Origin of the sequence: Streptomyces sp. B21-105, assembly GCF_036898465.1 — a bacterium.
In the GTDB taxonomy this organism is placed as follows: domain Bacteria; phylum Actinomycetota; class Actinomycetes; order Streptomycetales; family Streptomycetaceae; genus Streptomyces.
This window is the reverse complement of record NZ_JARUMJ010000001.1, coordinates 4,404,984-4,428,685: the sequence shown is the minus strand read 5'-3', so window position 1 is coordinate 4,428,685 and position 23,702 is coordinate 4,404,984. Positions and strand designations below refer to the sequence as shown.

Sequence of the window (23,702 nt, the reverse complement as noted above, 5' to 3'; positions counted from 1 at the left end):
TGCTCTTCGGAGCGTGGAAAGCATGATCTCCGGGCGGGATCGGGTCGGGCACGCTGTTGGGTGTCTGAGGGTGCGAGCGTTTTCGCTTGCCCTTCTGATGCCGGCCCCAGTGAACTCCAGCTCAGGTTGGGGGTGATGGGTGGCTGGTCGTTGTTTGAGAACTGCACAGTGGACGCGAGCATCTGTGGCCAAGTTTTTAAGGGCGCACGGTGGATGCCTTGGCACCAGGAACCGATGAAGGACGTGGGAGGCCACGATAGTCCCCGGGGAGCCGTCAACCAGGCTTTGATCCGGGGGTTTCCGAATGGGGAAACCCGGCAGTCGTCATGGGCTGTCACCCATACCTGAACACATAGGGTATGTGGAGGGAACGCGGGGAAGTGAAACATCTCAGTACCCGCAGGAAGAGAAAACAACCGTGATTCCGGGAGTAGTGGCGAGCGAAACCGGATGAGGCCAAACCGTATGCGTGTGAGACCCGGCAGGGGTTGCGCATACGGGGTTGTGGGATCTCTCTTTCACAGTCTGCCGGCTGTGAGGCGAGTCAGAAACCGTTGATGTAGGCGAAGGACATGCGAAAGGTCCGGCGTAGAGGGTAAGACCCCCGTAGTCGAAACATCAACGGCTCGTTTGAGAGACACCCAAGTAGCACGGGGCCCGAGAAATCCCGTGTGAATCTGGCGGGACCACCCGCTAAGCCTAAATATTCCCTGGTGACCGATAGCGGATAGTACCGTGAGGGAATGGTGAAAAGTACCGCGGGAGCGGAGTGAAATAGTACCTGAAACCGTGTGCCTACAAGCCGTGGGAGCGTCGGACGTCAAGCTTGCTTGGCGTCTCGTGACTGCGTGCCTTTTGAAGAATGAGCCTGCGAGTTTGCGGTGTGTTGCGAGGTTAACCCGAGTGGGGTAGCCGTAGCGAAAGCGAGTCCGAACAGGGCGTTTCAGTAGCACGCTCAAGACCCGAAGCGGAGTGATCTAGCCATGGGCAGGTTGAAGCGGAGGTAAGACTTCGTGGAGGACCGAACCCACCAGGGTTGAAAACCTGGGGGATGACCTGTGGTTAGGGGTGAAAGGCCAATCAAACTCCGTGATAGCTGGTTCTCCCCGAAATGCATTTAGGTGCAGCGTCGTGTGTTTCTTGCCGGAGGTAGAGCACTGGATAGGCGATGGGCCCTACCGGGTTACTGACCTTAGCCAAACTCCGAATGCCGGTAAGTGAGAGCGCGGCAGTGAGACTGTGGGGGATAAGCTCCATGGTCGAGAGGGAAACAGCCCAGAGCATCGACTAAGGCCCCTAAGCGTACGCTAAGTGGGAAAGGATGTGGAGTCGCAGAGACAACCAGGAGGTTGGCTTAGAAGCAGCCACCCTTGAAAGAGTGCGTAATAGCTCACTGGTCTAGTGATTCCGCGCCGACAATGTAGCGGGGCTCAAGCGTACCGCCGAAGTCGTGTCATTGCAGCATGAGGGCCAACGCCCGCTGTGATGGGTAGGGGAGCGTCGTGTGCCGGGTGAAGCAGCACCGGAAGGTAGTTGTGGACGGTTCACGAGTGAGAATGCAGGCATGAGTAGCGATACACACGTGAGAAACGTGTGCGCCGATTGACTAAGGGTTCCTGGGTCAAGCTGATCTGCCCAGGGTAAGTCGGGACCTAAGGCGAGGCCGACAGGCGTAGTCGATGGATAACCGGTTGATATTCCGGTACCCGCTGTGAAGCGTCAAACATCGAACCAGGCGATGCTAAGTCCGTGAAGCCGTTCCGGACCCTTCGGGGAATGGAAAGTGGTGGAGCCGACGGACCAGACTTGTAGTAGGTGAGTGATGGGGTGACGCAGGAAGGTAGTCCATCCCGGGCGGTGGTTGTCCCGGGGTAAGGGTGTAGGACGGTGTGTAGGCAAATCCGCACACCACATAGTCTGAGACCTGATGCCGAGCCGATTGTGGCGAAGTGGATGATCCTATGCTGTCGAGAAAAGCCTCTAGCGAGTTTCATGGCGGCCCGTACCCTAAACCGACTCAGGTGGTCAGGTAGAGAATACCGAGGCGTTCGGGTGAACTATGGTTAAGGAACTCGGCAAAATGCCCCCGTAACTTCGGGAGAAGGGGGGCCACGCTTGGTGAGAGGACTTGCTCCTCGAGCTGGGGGTGGCCGCAGAGACCAGCGAGAAGCGACTGTTTACTAAAAACACAGGTCCGTGCGAAGCCGTAAGGCGATGTATACGGACTGACGCCTGCCCGGTGCTGGAACGTTAAGGGGACCGGTTAGTCACTCTTCGGGGTGGCGAAGCTGAGAACTTAAGCGCCAGTAAACGGCGGTGGTAACTATAACCATCCTAAGGTAGCGAAATTCCTTGTCGGGTAAGTTCCGACCTGCACGAATGGCGTAACGACTTCTCGACTGTCTCAACCATAGGCCCGGTGAAATTGCACTACGAGTAAAGATGCTCGTTTCGCGCAGCAGGACGGAAAGACCCCGGGACCTTTACTACAGTTTGATATTGGTGTTCGGTTCGGCTTGTGTAGGATAGCTGGGAGACTGTGAAGCTCGGACGCCAGTTCGGGTGGAGTCGTCGTTGAAATACCAGTCTGGTCGTGCTGGATGTCTAACCTGGGTCCGTGATCCGGATCAGGGACAGTGTCTGATGGGTAGTTTAACTGGGGCGGTTGCCTCCTAAAGAGTAACGGAGGCGCCCAAAGGTTCCCTCAGCCTGGTTGGCAATCAGGTGTTGAGTGTAAGTGCACAAGGGAGCTTGACTGTGAGACCGACGGGTCGAGCAGGGACGAAAGTCGGGACTAGTGATCCGGCGGTGGCTTGTGGAAGCGCCGTCGCTCAACGGATAAAAGGTACCCCGGGGATAACAGGCTGATCTTCCCCAAGAGTCCATATCGACGGGATGGTTTGGCACCTCGATGTCGGCTCGTCGCATCCTGGGGCTGGAGTCGGTCCCAAGGGTTGGGCTGTTCGCCCATTAAAGCGGTACGCGAGCTGGGTTTAGAACGTCGTGAGACAGTTCGGTCCCTATCCGCTGCGCGCGCAGGAATATTGAGAAGGGCTGTCCCTAGTACGAGAGGACCGGGACGGACGAACCTCTGGTGTGCCAGTTGTTCTGCCAAGGGCATGGCTGGTTGGCTACGTTCGGGAGGGATAACCGCTGAAAGCATCTAAGCGGGAAGCCTGCTTCGAGATGAGTATTCCCACCCACTTGATGGGGTAAGGCTCCCAGTAGACGACTGGGTTGATAGGCCGGATGTGGAAGCCCAGTAATGGGTGAAGCTGACTGGTACTAATAGGCCGAGGGCTTGTCCTCAGTTGCTCGCGTCCACTGTGTTGGTTCTGAAACCACGAACAGCCCCATGCCATGGTCACGGTGTGGTGCGGCTGAACAGTTTCATAGTGTTTCGGTGGTCATAGCGTGAGGGAAACGCCCGGTTACATTCCGAACCCGGAAGCTAAGCCTTACAGCGCCGATGGTACTGCAGGGGGGACCCTGTGGGAGAGTAGGACACCGCCGAACAATCATTGCGAAAACCCCCGTGCCATTCGGCACGGGGGTTTTCTGCGTTAAAAACGCATTTCCGACGCGAAGCACAGGGGCTACTGTGCTTTGCATGTACACGTATGTGGTTCGGGTGGTGCGGCCGGAGGAATGGGCCTCGGTCAAGGCGTTGCGGTTGCTTGCGCTCGAGGATCCGGCGGCCCCGCTCGCCTTTCTGGAAACGTATGAGACGGCTGCGGAGCGGCCGGACTCGTTCTGGCAGGAGCGGGCTGCTGGGGCGGCCGAGGGTTCCGCCCGGGCTCGGCAGTTCGTCGCCGTGGCGGAGGACGGGCAGTGGGCGGGCACGGTCACCCTGCTCGTGGAGGAGGCGGGCAGCGTCGACTGGGCCGGCGAGCCCGTCGAGCGACATCAGGGGCACGTCGTAGGGGTCTTCGTGCGGAAGGAGTGGCGGGGGAGCGGGATGACGCGGGCGCTTCTCGACGCCGCCGCGGACTGGGCCTGGGAACTGGGGCTGGAGCGGGTGCGGCTCATCGTGCACGAGCGGAACCTGCGGGCGCAGGGGGCGTACCGCAAGGCGGGGTTCGTGCCGACCGGGCGGACCGTGCTGTTGGGAGAGGAGTCCCAGGAGACCGAGTACGAGTTCGCCCTCGAGCGGCCCGTCGTGTCAGATCGGGCGTCAGATCGGGCGTCGGGCGGGGTGTCAGACCGGTAGGTCGTGGTGTGGCCAGCGGGCCCTGGCCTGTTCGCGGGAGCGGAGGAGGGCCAGGGTGGGCAGGCCGCGGTCCGTTCCGGCGGACAGCAGGTCCGGCAGTTGGGGGATCGGGGCCACGGCCGCCACATCGTCGAGGACGACGGTCAGTGGTGGGTCGAGGCGACCGGAGGATGACCGTTCGGCCATGCGCCGGCCGCGCTCGACCACGCTGGAGACGAGGGCCGTCAGGAGAGGCATCGCGCCGGGGCTGGTCCTGGGGTCCTCGAGAGATTCACCGAGCACATAAAGAGTGCCCCCTTCGTCCACGAAGGAATCCAAGGCGAGGGCATCAGTTCGGTTGGGAGTGCACGCCTCGCGGATGTTCACCGTGGACAGGGCGGAGAGGGCACGGGCCGTCAGCTCCTGGGCGATGTCCCGGCGTTCGGGGTGAGCGGTGAGGGCGGCTTCGAGCTCGCCGGCCGCGCCCGGGGCGGCCTTGGGGTTCGTGCGCAGGGCGCGCACCGCTTCCTGTACGCCGGTGCCCTGCGACCAGCGGTGGACGTGACGGACCGTGCGGCCGTCGATGGCGGCCGCGTGGAGGTAGCTGCGGAGCAGGGTCTCGGCCGTCTCGGCCACCGTCTGGTCCAGGCGCGCCGTGGGGCGCACGGGGGTGAGGAGCGCGGCCGCGCGGGATGCCGCGGTCGGTCTGTCCTCGCAGCCGGCGACGGGGGACCAGTGGAGGCGGGCGGGGGTGTCGCAGCGGTGGGCCGGGTCGTAGAGGTGGACCGGGCCCAGTTTGGCTCGGCCGTCCTTGGTGTCCTGCCAGAGGGCGGGATCGGAGGTGAGGACGAGGGCCGGGCCCTGGGCGTCCCTGACGGCCTGGGAGGCGAGGGCGTACCGGGCCGCGGGGGGCGCGTAGTGGACCGTCCCGGCTTCGGTGCGGGAGGTCTCCCATCCGTGGGAGGGCGCGGGGACGGCCTCGGCGGACGGGGAGGGCGGGGACGGGGACTGGGACGGGGGCGCCGTCAGGGTGTGCCGGTCTGCCGGCGGGGCGGCCGGCGCGACGGGTTGCGCGGCGGATTGTGTGTGCGGGGCCGGCTCGGCGCGGGTCCCCGGGGCCGCGGCCTGCGTCGGGGTCGCCTCCGTGCGAGGGGTGGGCACCTCGTGGGGCTGGGGCTGGGGCTGGGGCTGGGGCTGAGGTTGCGGGGCGGGGGCGGGAGCCGTGCGGTCCGCCCTTCGGTGTGCGCGTACGGCCCGCCAGCGGGCCAGGGTGCCCATCACGAACACCGTGAGCACGAGCAGGATCATCAGCTGGCCGATGAGCAGGCCCCAGAAGAGGCCGTAGCCGGAGAACTGCGTGGCGTCCGCGTCGGGCCAGGCCCCGGGGACGTCGTGGGGCTCGGCGATGAGGTGGCGCATGGCCAGCGGGGTGCGGGTGAAGGTGACCCCGGACGGCCAGGAGCCGTGGGCGAGGAGGGCCGACAGTCCGGTGGCCGTCCAGACGAGGAGGGTCATGCCGAGCAGGAAGGCGAGTATCCCGACGAGCAGGCCGTCGGGGACGCCTCCCTGCCCGGAGCCCCGCCCGAAGCCCTGTCCGGAACCGTGCCCGGAGCCGTGGCTGTCGTGGCGATGCCCGTCACCCGGTCTCATGACCACCCCGCCCTCTATGCCACCGTCGACTCGGACGAGCCGTCCAGGTCGGAGATGTGCTGTTCCATGAAGGCCGCCGCCCGTCGTTCCTGTTCCAGCTCGGCGGCGAGCAGCGCGTCGTCGTCGGCGATGCGGTCGGCGGACGACTCCGTCATCGCGCGGTCGGTGAAGACCAGGGGGCGTTCCGTCTCGGTGACCAGGTGTTTGACGACCTGGACGTTGCCGTTGACGTCCCATACGGCGATGCCCGGGGTGAGGGTCGGGATGATCTCCACGGCCCAGCGGGGCAGGCCCAGCACCCGGCCGGTGGCCCTCGCCTCGTCCGATTTCTGGGCGTAGATCGTCCTGGTGGAGGCCATTTTCAGGATGGCGGCGGCTTCCTTCGCCGCCGCTCCGTCCACCACGTCGGACAGGTGGTGGACGACGGCCACGAAGGACAGGCCGAGACGGCGGCCGAACTTCAACAGCCGCTGGAACAGCTGGGCCACGAACGGGCTGCTGATGATGTGCCAGGCCTCCTCGACCAGGAAGATGCGCTTCTTCCGGTCGGGGCGGATCCAGGTGTGCTCCAGCCAGACCCCGACGATCGCCATCAGGATCGGCATCGCGATCGAGTTGCGGTCGATGTGGGACAGGTCGAACACGATCAGCGGCGCGTCCAGGTCGATGCCGACCGTCGTAGGGCCGTCGAACATGCCGCGCAGGTCGCCGTCGACCAGGCGGTCCAGGACGAGGGCGACGTCCAGGCCCCAGGCCCGCACGTCGTCTATGGCGACGTTCATCGCCTCCGCCGACTCAGGCTCGGGGTGCCGCAGTTGCTCGACGATGTCGGTGAGGACCGGCTGGCGATCGACGATCGTCTCGTTGACGTAGGCGTGGGCGACCTTGAGCGCGAAACCGGAACGCTCGTCGAGGCCGTGGCCCATCGCCACCTCGATGATCGTGCGCAGCAGCGCGAGCTGGCCCGTCGTGGTGATCGACGGGTCCAGGGGGTTGAGGCGGATCCCCATGTCCAGGGCGGCCATCGGGTCCAGACGGATGGGGGTTATTCCCAGCGCCTGCGCGATGAGGTTCCATTCGCCGACGCCGTCCTCGCCCTGGGCGTCCAGGACGACGACCTGCCGGTCGCGGAAGCGGAGCTGGCGCAGGACGTAGGTCTTCTCCAGGGCCGACTTGCCGTTGCCGGACTCGCCGAGGACGAGCCAGTGCGGGGCGGGCAGCTGCTGGCCGTACAGCTGGAAGGGGTCGTAGATGTAGCCCTTCCCGGAGTAGACCTCGCGGCCGATGATGACGCCGGAGTCGCCGAGGCCGGGGGCGGCCGTGGGGAGGTAGACGGCCTGGGCCTGGCCGGTGGAGGTGCGGACCGGAAGGCGGGTCGTCTCCACCTTGCCGAACAGGAAGGACGTGAAGGCGTCGGTGAGGACGGACATCGGGTCCCGCATGTGAAGCCCCTACCTTCGGATTCCGGTGGCGAACGGGAGGGTGTTCACGAACGCACGGTGGTGCTCCCGGTCGCACCACTCCAGCTTCAGGTACGACTTGCCGGCCGACGCCCTGATCGTCCGCTTGTCGCGGGCGAGCGCCTCGGGATTGCGGGAGGAGACCGTGATGTAGCCGACCAGGTTCACGCCGGCCGCGCCGGACGCCAGGTCCTCGCCGCGCTGGTCGAGGCGGGAGTGGGCGGCGACGTCGCGCGGGTCGACGGTCCGGTTCATCTTGGCGGCGCGGCTGGCCTCCGCGTCGTCGTTCGTCTTCTCCGTGAGCATGCGCTCGATGGCGACCTCGGTGGGTTCGAGGTCCATGGTGACGGCGACCGTGCGGATGACGTCCGGGGTGTGGACCAGCAGGGGGGCCAGGAAGTTGACGCCGACCGGGGTCATCGGCCATTCCTTCACCCAGGCCGTGGCGTGGCACCAGGGGGCGCGGGTGGACGATTCGCGGGTCTTGGCCTGGAGGTACGTCGGCTCCATGGCGTCCAGCTCGGCCGGCCAGGCGTTGCGCCTGGTCATGGCCTGGATGTGGTCGATGGGGTGGTCCGGGTCGTACATGGAGTGGACGAGGGAGGACAGCCGGCCCTGGCCGAGCGGCTGGCGGACGCGGATGTCCGCCTCCTGGAGGCGGGAGCAGATGTCCGTCAGCTCGCGGGCCATGACGACGGCGAGGCCGGCGTCACGGTCCAGCTTGCGGCCCGACCGCGGGTGGGCGGCGCGGGCCATCGCGTGGGCCTCGGCGGCCAGTTCACGGGTGTAGTGCATGCAGGCGACGAGGTAGGCGCGGTGCTGCTCGCTGCTGGTGGACACCATGGACTGGAGCTGGTCGTAGGAGCGGGCCAGCCAGTCGGGCGACCTCTCGTCCCCGCGGACGGCGACGTCCTTGGCGTGGGCGTCGGGGTCGGCGGGGAGGGTGCGGGCGAGTATCTGCAGCCGGGTGACGAAGCCGTCGCCGTTGGCCACGTGCTTGAGGAGGGTGCCGAAGCGGTCGACGAGGGCTTCCTGGTCCTCGCTGTCGCGCAGGCCGACGCCCGGGCCCTCGATCTCGATGGCCGCGGTCACCGTGCGGCGGTCCGCGTGCAGGAGGACGGCGATCTCGTCGGGGCCGAAGGGGGCGGCCAGCCAGCTGATGCGGCCGATGCCCGGCGGGGGGACGACCTCGACCTCCTGGCCGTCCAGGCGGGTGCCGGCCTCCGAGGCCGCCGAGCGGTACGTGGTGCCCCGGCGGAGGGTGCGCTTGTAGCTGCGGTTGATCTCGAACCACTTGTAGAAGGTGCGGTGCTTGTACGGCACGTACACCGCGGCCAGCGCGAGCATGGGGAAACCGCTCAGCAGGACGATGCGCAGGGCGAGGACGGGGACGAGGAGACCGCACATCATGCCGAGGAACGCGCCGATGACGATGAGCGCGATCTCGCCGGTCTCGCGGTTGCGGCCGACGATCGCGTTCGGCCGGGCGCGGCCGATCAGATATGTACGGCGGGGCGTGATCGCGTGGGACACGTGGGAATCGGTCGTCAACGCCCTTCACCTCCCGTGCGGTTGTTGCTGCTGTTTCGGGTGTTGCCTGCGTGCGGGGTGTTGACGGGGCTGCTCGCGCGGGGGGCGGGTGCGGCGGAGGGGACAGATCCGCTGCCCCCGTTCCCGGTGCGTGAGCTGTGCGCGGCGACCCCGCCGGACACGGGGTTGGCGGGGCGGCCGCCGGCGGATCCGGACGAGCCGCCGTTGTCCGCGCGGGTGCTGTGCGTCTTGATGCCCTGGGCGACCAGGTTCGCCGGGGAGCTGATGACGGCGGCGGCCTTGCCCTCGGCTCCCTGCATGATGCGGTTGTTGCGGCCGTTCGCGATCTCGTCGCCGAAGCCGGGGACGAAGCGGTAGATCATCGCGCTGGCGAAGATGGCGAGCAGGATGATGGAGAGGCCGGAGACGACGGCGGAGAAGGAGTCCGGGCCGTCGGCGGAGGACAGCGCTCCGGCCAGGCCGAGCACTATCACGATGACCGGCTTGACGAGGATGACGGCGATCATGATGCCGGCCCAGCGGCGGACGTGGCTCCACAGGTTCTTGTCGACCAGTCCCGCGTAGACGACCGTGCCGAGCAGCGCGCCGACGTAGAGCAGGGCGGCCCGGATGACGAGCTCCAGCCACAGCACTCCGGCGGCGAGGATCGACACCAGGGACACGACGATCAGCATGATCGGGCCGCCGCCGATGTTCTCGCCCTTGGCGAGGGCCTGCGAGAAGGTGCCGAAGAACGTGTCGGTCTGGTTGCCGGTCGTCTTGGCGAGGACGTCCGTGATGCCGTCCGTGGCGGAGACGACGGTGTAGAGGACGAGGGGGGTGAAGGCGGAGGCCAGGACGGTCAGCCAGAGGAACCCGACGGCTTCGCCGATGGCGGTGGTCAGGGGCACTCCGCGCACCGCCCGCTTGGCGACGGCCAGCAGCCACAACAGGAGCGTCAGGACGGTCGAGGCGGCGAAGACGACGGCGTACTGCTTGAGGAACCGCTCGTTGGTGAAGTCGACGTTCGCCGTGTCCTTCACCGCGTCGCTGAGTTTGTCGACGGTCCAGGAGGCGGCGTCGGCGCAGCCCTTGGCGAGGGAGGAGAGCGGGTCGAGGGTGTCGGAGACGCCGGGGTTGGTGGTGGAGGAGTCCGCGTTGCCCTTCTCGCAGTACTTCTTCGCCTCTCCCGAGATGAGGCTGCAGTCGAGGCTGCCGGACGGTGAGGGGGACGGCGAAGGAGACGAGGAGGGTGTCGGGTCCGCGAAGGCGCGGGTGGCCAGCAGCACGGCCGAGGTTTGGACGGCTGCCACGACTCCGGCAAGCCGGAGCAGGCGGCGCGGCTTACCGGGCATACGTGAACCCTCCGTACTCCTCGATGGCCTTGCTGATCTCGTCGGAGGTGGCGGCCGCATCGTCGCCGGGGACCGGCGCGGGGCCGTCCTGTTGGGTGTCGCCAGCGATCTTCCAGTCACCGTCGGTCCACTGGAGGTCGAAGGTCCAGGTCTTCCACGACGAGGTGACCGGGTCGGTCGAGGTCGTGCCGGACATGCCGATGAGGCCCAGGTACCAGACGGCGACCTTGGCTCCGGCGGCGGAGTAGGCCTGTGCGGTCGTGCCCACCGGCACCACCCGGGAGACGAAGGTGTTGCCCTTCGGGGCGTTGCCGTCGGCGTCGAGGCCCATTCTCGCGAGGAAGTCGGCCGAGTACGCCTGGTCCATCGCGGCCTGCAGTTTGGCCGCGGCGGTGGTGGTGTAGACGGTGTCGACGAGGTCGTGCCGGCTGTTCTTCTGGAACATGCCGGTCGAGCCCAGCGCTACAGCGAAGTTGGCGGCGGCCGACTCGGCTCCCTGCCGGGTGTGGGCGAACCCCGAGGGGATCCCGCCCGTCTTCGACTGGACCGGCTTTGTGCCGGTTGCCTCCGTGCTGGTGGCGTTCGGCTTGCCGCCGGCCGTCGAAGTGGACGACCCGGAAGGGGAATCATCTCCTCCGCGGTTCGCGAAGGCGATCGCCGCGATCAGCACGACGACGACGCCGACGACCGTCACCATGCTGCGTGAGGGGCCGCGCGGGCCTCTGCGGGCCTGGCCGTAGGGGTCGTCCTCCGGGAGCCGGACGCGTGTTCCGCCGTAGCGCGGGCCCTCGTCGGTGCGCGCGGGTTCGCCGTAGTCGTTGTCGTCGCCGGGAGTCATGCCGGGTACGCCCCCTCGTTGCCGTACCGGAACGCGTAGAAGTACGACGGTAGCCGTGCTGGTTCCCGCGCGGGCGCGGTGTGGTGACTCGACATCAGGGACATCAGGGAAACGCAACCTCAGCCGGTGGGCACGACAGGTGGGTGGGGACGGGGGGCCGGGCGTGCCCGGACGGGACTGGGGGTGGTGCGGTGGCCGCAGCTACACGGCCATGCCGTACACGATCGTGAACAGGGTCCCCAGGGAGCCGATGATGAAGACGCCTGTCAGGCCGGCGATGATGAGGCCTTTGCCCTGTTCCGCGCTGAAGGTGTCCCGCAGGGCCGTCGCGCCGATGCGCTGTTTGGCCGCGCCCCAGATGGCGATGCCGAGGCAGAGGAGGATGGCGACCGCCATCACGACCTCGATCATCACCTTGGCCTCGTTGCCCAGGCTGCCGAAGGGCCCCCAGTCGGGAGCGATCCCGCCGATGATGGTGTTGATGTCGCCCTTGTCGGCCGCGAACAGCATGTAAGTCACCGCCCCTGGTGGGTAGTTCTGCCGGCCTCTGCGGGTGTGCAGAGGTCACGTCTCATTCTCGCCGACAAAGTCGCCGTCGTAGTGTCGACTTGGCGTCATTGGCGGGTGGGATTCGTACGAATAGCTCGTATGGTAACTCTGTGTATCACGGCAGGTCACGCCGGGCAACGAGGCCGGAGCGGAACCTGAGGTGTGGTTCCGTCGTTAGCCCACTTCGCGGCCCTGCGCGGATTCTGACGGCCGGTCGGGTGAGCGTACGTTTCGATGGTCTCACGACGAAGGGCGAACGGGCCGCGGCTGGGTGCCGCGGCCCGTTCGCCCTTCGCCACGCGTGGCCCCCACGGCTCACTGTGGCTGTTCGGTGTGACGGATGATGACGAGTGGTGACGGGTGGTCAGGTCATCCGGTGAAGGCGTCCGTCCCCTCGGGGGTGCCGAGGCCGGTGGGGCCGTCGTAGCCGGAGCGGGCGGTGCAGAGGTAGGAGGCGCTGGAGGAGCAGGAGCCGTTGCTGCCGCTGGTGACGTCGTTCAGGGCGGAGGTGCCGGCGGCCGCGTAGGGGTAGGCGGCCGGGTAGTCGCTGCTGCCGGGGGTGCCGGCGAGGGCGTATACGGCGGCGATGATGGGCGCGGAGGCGCTGGTGCCGCCGAAGGTGTACCAGCCGGCGGTGACGCCGTAGGAGTCGTAGACGGAGACGCCGGTCGCCGGGTCGGCCACGGCCGAGACGTCGGAGACGGTGCGCTTGGCGCAGCCGGTGTCGGTCTGCCAGGTCGGCTTGGCGTCGTAGGCGGAGCAGCCCGAGCCGGTGCCCTCGGTGGAGCTGGTGTTCCAGACCTTCTCGGTCCACCCGCGGGAGTTCGAGGACGTGGACAGGGCGGTGCCGCCCACGGACGTCACGTACCTGGAGGAGGCCGGGTACTCGGCCCCGTAGCCCTCGTCGCCCGCGCTGACGGTGATGGCGACGCCGGCGTGCTTGAAGTACGAGGTGTCGTACGAGGTGTCCGAGGAGGACTCGGCGCCGCCGTAGCTGTTGGAGACGAACTTCGCGCCCAGCGTCACGGCCTCGTTCACGGCCTTGCCGAGGTTGGCCATGGACGCGGAGGTGGCCTCGACGAGCAGTATCTTGCAGTTCGGGCAGACCGCGCTGGCCATGTCGAGGTCCAGGGACTCCTCCTCGGCCCAGCCGCTGTCGGCGGAGGGCAGCGAGGTCGTCGAGCCGGTCTGGCTCACCTTCTTGAAGCAGCCGCTGGCCACCGTGCAGGCGGGAAGGCCGTAGTAGGAGCGGTACTTGGCGAGGTCGGCGGCGGCGTTCGGGTCGTCGTACGCGTCGACGATCGCGATGGTCTCGCCGGAGCCGTTGCCCGATGCGGCGCCGGTCAGGCCGTAGGCGTCCTGGAGGTCGGACGGGCCGTAGCCGGTGGGGCCGGCGGCGGCCGCCTTCGGGGTGACGGCGGCGGCCTCGCCGGTGTCGGCGGCGCGTGCCTTCTGGAAGGCGGTGGTGCCGCCGGTGACGCGGAAGGAGTTGCAGGTCAGGTCACCCTTGTGCTTGGGGGTGGCACAGGGGGTGGCCGCCCAGGTGACCTTCGAGGGCGTCGTGTGGGCGGGTGCCGCGTTCGCCTGGGCCGCGGTGCCGAGTCCGGCGAGTACGAGGGCGGCGGCGCCGAGGATCGAGGCGCCGGCGCGGCCTCGTCGGCCGGATCTGACGGGGGTGGCGGGGGAGGTGGGGGAGGCGGGGGAAGTCGTCGTACGCAACGGACAGCTCCTGATGACGGGGTGACAGGGGCGGTGCGGGTGGGGGTGATGCGTGCCACCGGTACGTGGTCCCCGGTGGCGGGCGGCGGCCCACGACGACTGTTCCTTTGTTGAGTACGCGACAACAAGATGCCTGGTGGAATCCTGACTTCCGCAATACCGGAGGGGGCCGGGTGATTGCTGATCAATGACGGGGGGATGGTGCGGCGATGGCCGCCGCTTGACCTATGGGGGCGGATGGTCCCGGTCAAGTGGACGCGGCGTGCCGGGACTTCACCTCGCGTGGTGTCGTCTGCGCCTCGCGCGGTGTCGCCGGCCGCGCGCGTCGATGCCGCCGAGTGCGGGCGGGGTGGCGTCCCGGGTGGGCGGGGGCTGCGTCCCGGGCGGGCCTGTGCTGGCCGCTGCGGGGCATTCGTGCTGGTCGCGCTGATCGTACTGGCGAGCGAAGGGGGAACGGTTGTGCGGGCCGGGTGTGGGTAGCGTCGGGAGAGGTATCTGTCGCTTCTCTCACCTTCGTGGGACACAGTGGATTCGATGAACAGAAACGCGCTGCTCGGTGCGGTCGTGCTGCTGGCCGTCACCTCCGCCTCCGAGGCGGCCGCCGACGGAGGGCCCGGGCCCCTCGGGGTGACGGCCGTCGCCGTGGCGACGGCGCAGTCCGCGAAGGTCGGCGCGCTGTTCGCGGCGGACGACGCGGACGTCGGCAGACTGGCCGGCGGGCACGTCTGCACGGCGTCCGTGGTGCACAGCCCGCACCGCGACCTGGTCGTCACGGCGGCGCACTGCCTGACGAACGCCGAGGACGTGGCGTTCGTCCCCGGCTACCAGGACGGCGAGGCCCCCTACGGGGTCTGGAAGGTCACGAGGGTCTTCCTGCCCGACGGGTGGACACAGGGGCAGGACGAGGACAGCGACGTGGCGTTCGCCGCGCTGGAGAAGCCGGACGGCGAGGGCGTCGAGGACGTGGTCGGCGGCAACCGGTTCACCCCGGGCACCGCCACGGGGGCCACGCCCGTCACCGTGACGGGCTACCCCAGCGCCAAAGAGGCGCCGATACGGTGCGTGAACAAACCCACCGTCCACACCGCCACCCAGCAGCGCATAGCCTGCCCCGGCTTCTCCGGCGGCACCAGCGGCAGCCCGTGGGTGAACGGCTACGGCGAGGTCGTCGGCATACTGGGCGGCCACGAGCAGGGCGGCTCCACGGACGACGTCTCGTACAGCGTGGTCCTGGGGCCGGAGGCCGCGGCGCTGTACCGGGAGGCGACCTCCGATTCCCAGGAGCCCTAGGCGATGGGATGCACGAGCTGGGTGGTGAGCTCGTAGCGGGCGCCGACGACGGCCAGCTCGCCGGCGGAGATCTTCGCGGCGAGGTCGGGCTCGGCGGCGAGACGTGAGCGGACGGCCCGGATGTTGGCGTCGATGGTCGAGTCGACGCGGGCGTCGCCGTCCTTCGTGCGGTCGATGGCCGGGGATATCTGGTCCGCCAGGTACTGGATGTGGGCGGGCAGCCGCTCACCGGACCGGTCTGCCTGCACCGCGGCCTTCACCGCGCCGCACGACTGGTGCCCGAGCACCATGACCAGCGGTATCCCCAGTTCCAGCACTCCGTAGGCCACGCTGCCGAGAACGGCCTCGTCGAGGACCTCGCCCGCGCTGCGGACGGTCATCAGATCGCCGAGGCCCTGGTCGAACACCAGCTCGGGTGGCACGCGCGAGTCGATGCAGCCGAGGACCACGGCGAAGGGCTGCTGACCGGCCGTCAGGCTCGTCCGGACCGCGGGCGTCTCGTCCGGATGGCGCTCGCAGTAGGTGCGCCAGCGCCGGTTGCCCGCGGCGAGTTCCCGCAGCGCCTGGTCGGCGGTGGCGGGCCGGGGCGCGGTACCGCGCGGGGAGGTGTGGCGCGAGGCGGTCGCGCGGGGGGCGGCGGAGGCGGGGGCCGCCGCGAGGGCGAAGCCGCCCAGTGTCGCCGTGCCGGCGAGGCCGCGCAGCAGCGCGCGGCGGGCGGTGGCGGCGGAGGCCGGAGGGTGCTGTACGGATCTGTGGGGGGCGTCTTCAGGGTTCACGCGGTGGAACGTACGTCCGAGCCCGAACCCGGTCGCACAGGTTGCCGAATCATGGCCCCGCATGACGATCTGAGGATCGAACGTTGGGCGATGCTTGGCGTCGGCCCGGGCCGTCCTTTGCACGACCGGCTTGCCGGGGGGCGGGAGCGGCCGCACGGAGACATGCGGCACGGCTCGCCTCCATGGCCAACTGATCGATGTGGCAAGGTCGGTTCAGTGGACGTACTGAAGGCTCAGGACCCTGCGCGGATAGGCGCGCACACGCTTCTCGCGAGGCTCGGCGCGGGTGGCATGGGGCAGGTCTACCTCGGGCGCTCGCCCGGTGGACGGCTCGTCGCGATCAAGGTCATCCGGGACGAGATCGTCGACCACCCGGAAGCGCTGGCACGGTTCCGGCGCGAAGTCGAGACGGTGCGGGCGGTCCGCAGCGCGTACACCGCCAACCTCATCGACGCCTCCCTCGACACGGCGCCTTATTGGCTGGCGACGGAGTATGTGGCCGGGCCGACCCTGGGCGGCGCGGTGCGGGAGCGGGGACCGATGCCCTCGGACAGTGCGCGGAGGCTGCTCGCCGCTCTGGCCGAAGCGCTGGCGAGCGTCCACGCGTACGGAGTGACCCATCGGGACCTCAAACCGCAGAACGTGATCCTCTCGCCGCAGGGGCCGCTGCTCATCGACTTCGGCATCGCCCGAGGGGCCGCCGACACGGCCCTGACGCAGACCGGACTCGCGCCGGGGACACCCGGGTACACCGCACCCGAGGTACTGATCAGCAATCAGGTGGGAGCGGCCGCGGACGTGTTCGCACTCGGGGCGACGCTGGCCTACGCCGTGACGGGACGTCCGCCGTTCGGGTCGGGGCCCACGCATGCGGTGTCGTACCGCGTGGTGCACGAGGACATCGACCTCGGCGGGGTCGAGCCGGAACTGGCCGAACTCATACAGGACTGCGTGGCCAAAGACCCCGATCAGCGTCCCGGGCCGGCCGAGGTGATCGCCCGCTGCGCGGTGACCTCCGCGCTCGCCGAGGATCCGTTCTACGTTCGTCTCACCAGCGACGTCGAGGCCGTGCCGCAGGACCTCCAGTCAGCCAGGGCGGCGGGACTGGTCCCGCCGGGGCACGGAGCGCCGACACCGCCGGCCTACGCGCCGACCGTGGGGCCCGGGTACGTGCCGACGGCCCTCCCCGGATACGTGCCCACCCACGCGCCCTTGGCGCCGACGGCCGCTTCGGAACAGCGACGGTCGCGTCGCACGCCGTGGATCGTTGCCCTCGCGGTCGCCCTGGTCGTGGGGACGGGCACCGCCGTGACGCTGAAGGTGCTGGACGGGAACAGGGCGGGGGGGACGGGCAGCGGCGCGTCGCCCTCGGCGTCTCCCACCGCGAGCGCCGTGTCGCAAAAGGCGCCGGAGTACATCCTGAACGACCGCGTCTCCCGAGATCGCTGGACCCTGTCGACGGAGCCGGCCGATGCCGCGCACGGTATCGGCAAGTGCGCCCAGATCGGCGCGGTCAGTGCGCCGAAGGAACTTCAGTACGGGGTGGACGACGTCGACGATCCGGACTCCCCCACCGTCGCCGACCGAGCGAGAATCACCTTCCGCTTCAAGTACGCGGAGCTCGAGGACAAGAAGCCGGCCCCGTACTACGTCTCGGTGGGCGTGAAACCGCCGCACGAGATCGACGCCGACACGGGCAAGCCGTACGCGGTGATGATGGAGAGCAAGAACATCGGCTACACGAGCAAGCCGGTGGACATCTACGAGCACTGGAAGGACGGCGGGTTCGTCGAGCTGACCTACCCCGACGACTTCCGCAGCCACCTCTCCGCCGTCAAGTCCGATCCGTCGATCCCCGTGGTCAACGACCCGGGTGACTGGACCGCCGTCATCTATCACGTCAAGAGCAGCCCGACCGACTACGAGAGCATCGGTTGCACCGGATTCCGGGTGGGAAACTCATAGACTGACAGGGGCGGGATCCCGCGCGGGCGAGGGGCGGTTGACGGTGCGTAAGGCGTGGATCGTGGCGGGTGCCCTGGCCGGGGCGGGGCTCAGCTTCGTGATGCTGCTCGTCGTCGGCGTGTACGTCGTCGCAGGGAACATCGTCAACGGCGTGGGCGGCAAGAGCGTGGGGCTGGCCAAGGGGGCCGTGCCGGCCGCGTACCAGACGCTCGTGCAGAAGTGGGGAAACCACTGCCCGGCGATCAATCCCGCGCTGCTCGCCGCGCAGCTGTACCAGGAGAGCGGATTCAACCCCAACGCCAAGAGCCCGGCGAAGGCGGAGGGAATAGCTCAGTTCATCCCCGGAACCTGGGCCACGCACGGCGTCGACGGCGACGGCGACGGCGACCGTGACGTGTGGGATCCGAATGACGCGATTCCATCGGCGGCGTCGTACGACTGCGCCCTCGCGAAGTACGTCAAGTCGGTCCCCGGCGACCCCACGCACAACATGCTCGCCGCCTACAACGCGGGACCGGACGCGGTCATCAAATACGGGGGGGTGCCCCCGTACAGCGAGACGCGGACCTACGTGAAGACGATCACGACGCTCGAGAAGTCCTTCGCTGCTCCCGTTTCTCGGGTGGATCCGTCGAAGCAGGCCGCCGGGGCCATCTACTTCGCGCAGAAGAAGCTCGGCACGCCCTATCTGTGGGGTGGGAACGGCACCGCTGACCAGGGGGGACGGTTCGACTGCTCCGGGCTGACCAAGGCCGCCTACGAGAGCGTCGGGATCACCCTGCCCCGGGTCGCCAACGACCAGTACAACGCCGGGCCGCATCCGAAGCGGAGCGAGTTGCTGCCGGGGGACCTGGTGTTCTTCTCCACCGATCTCAACAATTCGCGGGCCATCCACCACGTCGGGATGTACGTGGGGGGCGGGTACATGATCGACGCGCCCTACACGGGGGCCGTCATCCGGTTCGACCCCATCGACACCGCCGAGTACTTCGGAGCCACCCGGGTCACCGAAGATGGCGCGAAAGCGCTCCCGACGACGGTGTGAGGCGGGCCGGAGCCTCAGCGCTGAGCTGCGCCGATCCGTCTCTCTTCGATAACGTCTGAGTGATCATTCAGTGGAGAGTGGAACGTATCAACGGGAGTCGTGCGTTCCTGTTGGAGCGGGCGCATGCGAGCCGCGCCGAGCAGAACACGACGAAGGGGCCGCAGCACCATGGCTGGACTCGCCGAATCCGGGTCGAACCCCGACGTCGACCTGCTTTATGACATCAACGGGCTGGCCAAGGACGCCCCGCACTGGTTCGACCGCATCGTCGAGTTCGTCGGTGAGTACGGGCTGTTGTTCGCCATGATGCTGCTGATCGTGGCGTGCTGGTGGGGAGTGCGCCGCCGGCCGGGCACCGCCGAGGAGGCCGCCTCCTCCGTGGCCGCCCTGGTGTGGGCGCCGCTCGCCGCCGCCGTCGCCGTGCTGGTGAACGTGCCGATAAGGGGGTTCGTCGAGCGGCCGCGGCCCTTCCGCGATCACCAGGGCCTCGAGGTGCTCGTCTCGGGCAAGACCGACTACTCGTTCGTGAGCGACCACGCCACCCTCACCATGGCCATGGCCGTGGGGCTCTTCGTCGCCAACCGGAAGTTCGGGCTCGTCGGGATAGGGGTCGCCCTGCTCGAGGGATTCTGCCGGGTCTACATGGGCGTGCACTACCCGACCGACGTGGTCGGCGGGTTCGCGCTCGGCACCGCCGTGGCGCTGCTGCTGTCGCCGGTCGCCTCCATGCTGCTCACCCCGGTGCTGAGGGCCGTCGACCGGTCGCCCCGGATGGGGTGGCTGGTGCGCAGCCGTTCGGCTCGGGCCGGCGATCGCGAAGGGCTCGCCCGCGGCGCCCGGACCGGGGTCGCCGCGGAGGAGCGGGATCTCGCCGCCTGAGCTTTCCGCTCCGGGCGTCTCAGAGGGCCTGGGGGTAGGTGAAGAAGCCGTTGGGGTCGTAGTGCTGCTTCAGCCGCGTCAGGCGGGGCAGCGCGTCGCCGTAGTAGGCCTTGCGCCAGTTCGTCAGGGCCGGGTCCGCGTAGTTCTGGTAGGCCGCGCCCGAGGCGTACGGGGCCATCGCGCGGTGGGCGGTGTTCAGCCAGGACTGCGCCGCCGTCCCCGCCGTGCCGGCCCGCCAGGACGCGATGTACTGGGCCAGCATGCGTGAGCGGCGGTGGACGAAGGCGGTGGCCAGCGGCGAGACCCGGTTCACCGCGCCGCCCAGCGCCGTCAGCGCGATGCTGCCCGAGCCGCCCCGCACCGATGTGATCTGCCTCAGCAGGGTCTGGATGCCGGCCGCCGAGAGCGAGACGTCGAAGAAGTCCGAGCGGGCCGCGTACGTCTCCCGGCCCAGCGCGCCCTGCGGGGAGCGGCCCGGCGTGGAGCCCGGCAGGTGGCACTGGGCGTCCGAGGTGAAGGACGAGCAGCCGGCGTAGATCTCCATCGCCTCCTCGTACGTGCGTCGGCGCAGGGACACGTTCGTCGCGGGGGCGCCCACCCGGTCCGTGAGGCGGTCGACGGCGTTCTGCAGCTGGCCGTACGTGCCGATGCAGAACGCGGCGACGGAGATGGTGGGGGTGCCGCCGGGGGCGTTCGCCACGTGGAGGGAGGACCAGATCTCGTCGGGCTGGGCCGGGCCCCACTCCTGCCACGCCTTCACCACCGCGGCCGCCTTCGACCAGGGCCAGGTGAGGTAGCCCGTCACCGCCTGGGGCGCGGGGTGCGTCCTGAACTCCAGCTCCGTGACGACGCCGAAGTTGCCGTTGCCGGCGCCGCGCAGGGCCCAGAAGAGGGCGGTGTTCCTCGTCGCGTCGGCGGTGAGCTGTTTGCCGTCCGCGGTGATGATCGTGGCGCGGGTGAGGCTGTCGCAGGTCAGGCCGTAGGCGCGGGAGACGACGCCGTGGCCGCCGCCCAGGACGAGGCCGGAGACGCCGACGGTCGGGCAGGAGCCCGCGGGGATCGTCACGCCCTTAGCCGCCAGCGCCCGGTAGACGTCGATCAGCTTGGAGCCCGCGCCGACCACCGCCGAGCCGCCGCTCGCCCGGACCCGGTTCAGCTTGGAGACGTCGATGATCAGCCGGCCGTCGCCGGAGGACCAGCCGCCGTAAGAGTGGCCGCCGTTGCGGATCGCGGCCTTGATCCGGTGGGCGCGGGCGTAGGCCATGACCGCACGGATGTCGTCGGCGTGGGCGACGTAGGCCACCGCCGCGGGCCTGAGGTTGTCGAAGCGGGTGTTGTAGAGCTGCCGGGCCGCCGCCCAGGAGGCCTCGCCGGGGCGGACCAGCGTGCCGTCCAGGCCGCGGGCCAGGGCGGCCCAGTTCGCGGGGGCGGAGACGCTGGTCGTAGTGAGCGCCGTCGTCCGTCCGGACCTGCCGCCGTTCGCCGTGCACGCGGTCACTGCCGTCGCGAACGCGGCCGTGCCGCCCGCGATGAACGTACGCCGTTCCATGGTGTGCGCCTTCCCTCGGCCGCTGTCGGCTTCACGGAGCGAGACGGGGCCATGAGAGCACAGGTTCCGACGGCCGTCGGCGGTGACGCAACGGTGACGTCCGCCTGGGTCGGTGGGGTCTGTGAGGGGGAGCGGTGGTCGGTCAGCCGGGGGCGTGGGTCTCCGCGTCGGATCTGGCCATGCTTCTCGCTCTGCGGGCCGGGCCGCGCCAGCCGCAGGTGCAGCGGGCGAGACAGAAGCGGCCCTGTTCGACGGTTGTGGTGCGGTGTTCCCCGTCGGTGCGGGGGGAGGGCGAGCCGTCCTGCTGCGTCACCCGGACAACGTTACCCAGCTGCGGCGCCCCGGCTTCGGCCCGGTCCGCGTGACGGGGGCACCCAGCCGTCGTTAAGCGGAGCGACGGGGGGTCTGTGACGGACGTACCGGCTGGGGGTTGGCAGGTCATGGCGGAGCGGGGTCGGAGGAAGACGGGCGCGGCGGTCCGGTCCGGGATCGTGGCCGGGATCGTGGCCGGGGTCTGCGTGTGCGCCGCGGGGTGTTCCGGAGACGGGGCCGCCGCCCCGGGCGGCCGGGACGACCGGGCGGCCGATCCCGTGCGGACGCTGCACCGGGCCGCGGACGCTCTCGTCGCGGCGGGTACGTCGAAGGCGCGTACGTCGATGGAGATGGCCACCGGCGGGACCCTGGTCACCATCCGCGGGCAGGGCGTCTACGACTACCGCAGGCAGCTCGGGCAGCTGAAGGTGCTGCTGCCGCAGGATCCGGCCGGGACCAGTGAGCACCGTCCGATCACCGAACTCCTCGCGCCCGGGGCCCTGTTCATGAAGAACCGGGGAGCCGGGGTGCCGGACGACAAATGGGTGCGGGTGGAGACGGCGACGCTGTCCGACGGGAACCTGGTGACCGGCGGGGCCACCGACCCGTTCGCCGCCGCCGAGGTGCTGCGCGGGACGCGCACGGCGACGTACGTGGGGCGGACCGAGGTGGCCGGGACCGCGGTGCGGCACTACCGGGGCACCGCCGACCTGACGGCGGCCGCCGAGAACGCGTCGGCGGGCGGGCGGGATGCGTTGCGGGCGGCGGCGAAGGGGTTCGCCACGGCTCGGGTGCCGTTCGACGTCTACCTCGACGACGAGGGGCGGATCCGCAAGGTCCGGCACCGGTTCAGCTTTGTGAACGGGCAGCAGCGGGAGGCCGTCGCCGTCGCCTCGACGACCCTGCTGTACGACTTCGGCGCCCCCGTCCAGGTGCGGCTGCCGGCCGCGGACGACATCTACGCAGGGCGCATCGCGGAGTAGGGGCACCGCATGCGCGGAGTGTTTTCGGCCACAGGGCGGTCGTAAGGACTAGCCCGTCCGTGCCATGCGCGCCGTACGGAGCGCTCCCTACTCTAGGAAGCCGGTGACGGCAGAGACGAGGTGATGCGCGTGGCTCCGGGCGGCGGTACGGCAGTTCAGGACCACGTGGCCCTCGCCGAGATCGAACTGTGCGGGGAGCTGATCATCGCGGCCTCGGCGGCCGGGGAGGACCGGCTCAGCATGGAGAGCATCGACCAGGTGCTGCGGGTGGGCGAGGAGGAGCGGGCCGGGAGGGAAGGGGCCGCGGGCTCAGGTGCGCAGTAGGCGGGCGATCGCCTTCGTCGCCTCTTCCACCTTCTCGTCGATCTCGTCGCCGCCCTTGAGGGCCGCGTCGGCGACGCAGTGCCGCAGGTGTTCCTCCAGGAGCTGCAGGGCGAAGGACTGCAGGGCCTTGGTGGAGGCGGACACCTGGGTGAGTATGTCGATGCAGTAGGTGTCCGCGTCGACCATGCGCTGCAGGCCGCGGATCTGGCCCTCGATGCGGCGCAGGCGCTTGAGGTGTTCGGCCTTCTGCTCGTGGTAGCCGTGCACGGCTCCGGCCGGATGCTCGGCGTCCGCGTGCTCGGCGTCCGCGTGCTCGGCGTCCGCGTCCTTGCCGTGCTCCGGCTGTTCGGCGTCGTCCTGCTGTTCGGGGACTTCCGGGTGTTCCGGGGTGGCAGGGGTGAGCGGGTCTGGGGCCGAGAGGGCTTCCGCGTCGGCCTCGGTGGTCGTCATCGTGTCCTCCAGCGCTCCGGCTCCGACATATACCCCTACTGGGTATATGGTACCGAACTTCGGCGGGAACCCGGTCCCCGTCCGGGCGGTCCGGTCGCCCCCCTGCAGACCGCTGCGGCCCATGGGCGACACTGGGGGCGGCCCCATTAGCCGTGGCCGGATGATGCGCCTAGCATCAGCCTGACCGAAACCGATGCATCTTGAGGACCCCAACGTGCGCTTTCGTCTGACCCCCAGGGAGACGAGCTTCTACGACATGTTCGCCGCATCCGCGGACAACATCGTCACGGGCTCGAAACTCCTGATGGAACTGCTCGGGGCGGACCCCGCCGGCCGGGCCGAGATCGCAGAGCGCATGCGGGCCGCGGAGCACGCAGGCGACGACGCGACGCACGCGATCTTCCACCAGCTGAACTCCTCGTTCATCACGCCGTTCGACCGCGAGGACATCTACAACCTCGCGTCCTCCCTCGACGACATCATGGACTTCATGGAGGAGGCCGTCGACCTGGTCGTCCTCTACAACATCGAGGAACTGCCCAAGGGCGTCGAGCAGCAGATCGAGGTGCTGTCCCGGGCGGCCGAGCTGACCGCCGAGGCCATGCCGAACCTGCGGACCATGGAGAACCTCACCGAGTACTGGATCGAGGTCAACCGGCTCGAGAACCAGGCCGACCAGATCCACCGGAAGCTGCTCGCGCATCTCTTCAACGGCAAGTACGAGGCCATCGAGGTGCTCAAGCTGAAGCAGATCGTGGATGTGCTGGAGGAGGCCGCCGACGCCTTCGAGCACGTGGCCAACACGGTGGAGACCATCGCGGTCAAGGAGTCCTGAGCCC

The 23,702-nt window shown here is 68.9% G+C and carries 19 protein-coding genes and 2 rRNA genes; 10 read left to right on the top strand and 11 right to left on the bottom strand.

Annotation, left to right across the window (positions count from 1 at the left end; all coding sequences use genetic code 11):
* The first annotated feature begins 186 nt into the window (after positions 1 to 186).
* The 3 genes from QA802_RS19915 (at position 187) to QA802_RS19905 (ending at position 4,210) form a co-directional block, all read left to right on the top strand.
* Positions 187 to 3,309, top strand: a 23S ribosomal RNA gene (locus tag QA802_RS19915).
* 90 nt (positions 3,310 to 3,399) lie between these two features.
* Positions 3,400 to 3,516, top strand: a 5S ribosomal RNA gene (gene rrf / locus QA802_RS19910).
* 94 nt (positions 3,517 to 3,610) lie between these two features.
* Positions 3,611 to 4,210, top strand: coding sequence for a GNAT family N-acetyltransferase (locus QA802_RS19905; protein WP_334524491.1), 600 nt, complete (start codon positions 3,611 to 3,613; stop codon positions 4,208 to 4,210).
* On the opposite strand, the gene QA802_RS19900 is transcribed toward QA802_RS19905, so the two are convergent.
* The 7 genes from QA802_RS19900 to QA802_RS19870 all read right to left on the bottom strand — a co-directional run bounded on the left by QA802_RS19900 (position 4,199) and on the right by QA802_RS19870 (position 13,290).
* The gene (locus QA802_RS19900) at positions 4,199 to 5,839 is read right to left on the bottom strand and encodes a type IV secretory system conjugative DNA transfer family protein (RefSeq protein WP_443042147.1); all 1,641 of its coding nucleotides are present in this window, start codon (positions 5,837 to 5,839) and stop codon (positions 4,199 to 4,201) included. The two genes, QA802_RS19905 and QA802_RS19900, sit on opposite strands and share 12 nt — an antisense overlap.
* Before the next feature lie 14 nt (positions 5,840 to 5,853).
* Positions 5,854 to 7,281 (bottom strand): ATP-binding protein, encoded by a 1,428-nt coding sequence (locus QA802_RS19895; RefSeq protein WP_334524489.1) that lies wholly within the window; start codon positions 7,279 to 7,281, stop codon positions 5,854 to 5,856.
* 9 nt (positions 7,282 to 7,290) lie between these two features.
* Complete coding sequence (locus QA802_RS19890; RefSeq protein WP_334524486.1) at positions 7,291 to 8,850, bottom strand: SCO6880 family protein; 1,560 nt, start codon at positions 8,848 to 8,850, stop codon at positions 7,291 to 7,293.
* Entirely contained in the window at positions 8,847 to 10,184 is a 1,338-nt protein-coding gene (locus QA802_RS19885; protein WP_334524484.1) for a hypothetical protein, read from the bottom strand. The genes QA802_RS19890 and QA802_RS19885 overlap by 4 nt, the downstream gene beginning before the upstream one ends.
* The gene (locus tag QA802_RS19880) at positions 10,174 to 11,022 is read right to left on the bottom strand and encodes a DUF8175 domain-containg protein (RefSeq protein WP_334524481.1); all 849 of its coding nucleotides are present in this window, start codon (positions 11,020 to 11,022) and stop codon (positions 10,174 to 10,176) included. The genes QA802_RS19885 and QA802_RS19880 overlap by 11 nt, the downstream gene beginning before the upstream one ends.
* A 201-nt stretch (positions 11,023 to 11,223) precedes the next feature.
* A complete protein-coding gene (locus QA802_RS19875; protein WP_003991275.1) occupies positions 11,224 to 11,532 on the bottom strand; it encodes a DUF8827 family protein in 309 nt (102 codons plus the stop codon).
* Positions 11,533 to 11,940: 408 nt separating this feature from the next.
* Entirely contained in the window at positions 11,941 to 13,290 is a 1,350-nt protein-coding gene (locus tag QA802_RS19870; RefSeq protein ID WP_443042146.1) for a S53 family peptidase, read from the bottom strand.
* 534 nt (positions 13,291 to 13,824) lie between these two features.
* Here QA802_RS19870 and QA802_RS19865 point away from each other — a divergent pair.
* Complete coding sequence (locus QA802_RS19865) at positions 13,825 to 14,580, top strand: trypsin-like serine peptidase (protein WP_334524479.1); 756 nt, start codon at positions 13,825 to 13,827, stop codon at positions 14,578 to 14,580.
* On the opposite strand, the gene QA802_RS19860 is transcribed toward QA802_RS19865, so the two are convergent.
* Positions 14,577 to 15,356 carry a carbonic anhydrase gene (locus QA802_RS19860; protein ID WP_334524477.1) on the bottom strand — a complete coding sequence of 260 codons (780 nt, stop codon included), beginning with the start codon at positions 15,354 to 15,356 and terminating at the stop codon, positions 14,577 to 14,579. The two genes, QA802_RS19865 and QA802_RS19860, sit on opposite strands and share 4 nt — an antisense overlap.
* A gap of 216 nt (positions 15,357 to 15,572) precedes the next feature.
* Between QA802_RS19860 and QA802_RS19855 the strand changes: the two genes are divergently transcribed.
* The 3 genes from QA802_RS19855 to QA802_RS19845 all read left to right on the top strand — a co-directional run bounded on the left by QA802_RS19855 (position 15,573) and on the right by QA802_RS19845 (position 19,245).
* Positions 15,573 to 17,321, top strand: a complete 1,749-nt coding sequence (locus QA802_RS19855; RefSeq protein ID WP_334524476.1) for a serine/threonine protein kinase — start codon at positions 15,573 to 15,575, stop codon at positions 17,319 to 17,321.
* Between the two features lie 37 nt (positions 17,322 to 17,358).
* Complete coding sequence (locus QA802_RS19850; protein WP_334524474.1) at positions 17,359 to 18,366, top strand: C40 family peptidase; 1,008 nt, start codon at positions 17,359 to 17,361, stop codon at positions 18,364 to 18,366.
* A gap of 168 nt (positions 18,367 to 18,534) precedes the next feature.
* On the top strand, positions 18,535 to 19,245 hold the full coding sequence (locus tag QA802_RS19845; protein ID WP_334524472.1) for a phosphatase PAP2 family protein: 711 nt from the start codon (positions 18,535 to 18,537) through the stop codon (positions 19,243 to 19,245).
* Between the two features lie 19 nt (positions 19,246 to 19,264).
* Here QA802_RS19845 and QA802_RS19840 read toward each other — a convergent pair whose 3' ends face one another.
* A complete protein-coding gene (locus QA802_RS19840) occupies positions 19,265 to 20,794 on the bottom strand; it encodes an FAD-binding oxidoreductase (RefSeq protein WP_334524470.1) in 1,530 nt (509 codons plus the stop codon).
* A 142-nt stretch (positions 20,795 to 20,936) separates the two neighbouring features.
* A complete protein-coding gene (locus tag QA802_RS19835; protein ID WP_319172208.1) occupies positions 20,937 to 21,107 on the bottom strand; it encodes a hypothetical protein in 171 nt (56 codons plus the stop codon).
* Between the two features lie 127 nt (positions 21,108 to 21,234).
* On the opposite strand from QA802_RS19835, the gene QA802_RS19830 reads away from it, so the two are divergent.
* Both QA802_RS19830 and QA802_RS19825 read left to right on the top strand, forming a co-directional pair.
* A complete protein-coding gene (locus tag QA802_RS19830) occupies positions 21,235 to 22,089 on the top strand; it encodes an SCO4651 family lipoprotein (RefSeq protein WP_334524467.1) in 855 nt (284 codons plus the stop codon).
* Between the two features lie 123 nt (positions 22,090 to 22,212).
* Positions 22,213 to 22,413: a hypothetical protein gene (locus tag QA802_RS19825; protein ID WP_319172206.1), complete on the top strand. Its 201-nt coding sequence runs from the start codon at positions 22,213 to 22,215 to the stop codon at positions 22,411 to 22,413.
* Here QA802_RS19825 and QA802_RS19820 read toward each other — a convergent pair.
* On the bottom strand, positions 22,399 to 22,863 hold the full coding sequence (locus QA802_RS19820) for a metal-sensitive transcriptional regulator (RefSeq protein WP_334524465.1): 465 nt from the start codon (positions 22,861 to 22,863) through the stop codon (positions 22,399 to 22,401). The two genes, QA802_RS19825 and QA802_RS19820, sit on opposite strands and share 15 nt — an antisense overlap.
* Before the next feature lie 214 nt (positions 22,864 to 23,077).
* Between QA802_RS19820 and QA802_RS19815 the strand changes: the two genes are divergently transcribed.
* Entirely contained in the window at positions 23,078 to 23,698 is a 621-nt protein-coding gene (locus tag QA802_RS19815; protein WP_319172204.1) for a DUF47 domain-containing protein, read from the top strand.
* Positions 23,699 to 23,702: the final 4 nt, after the last annotated feature.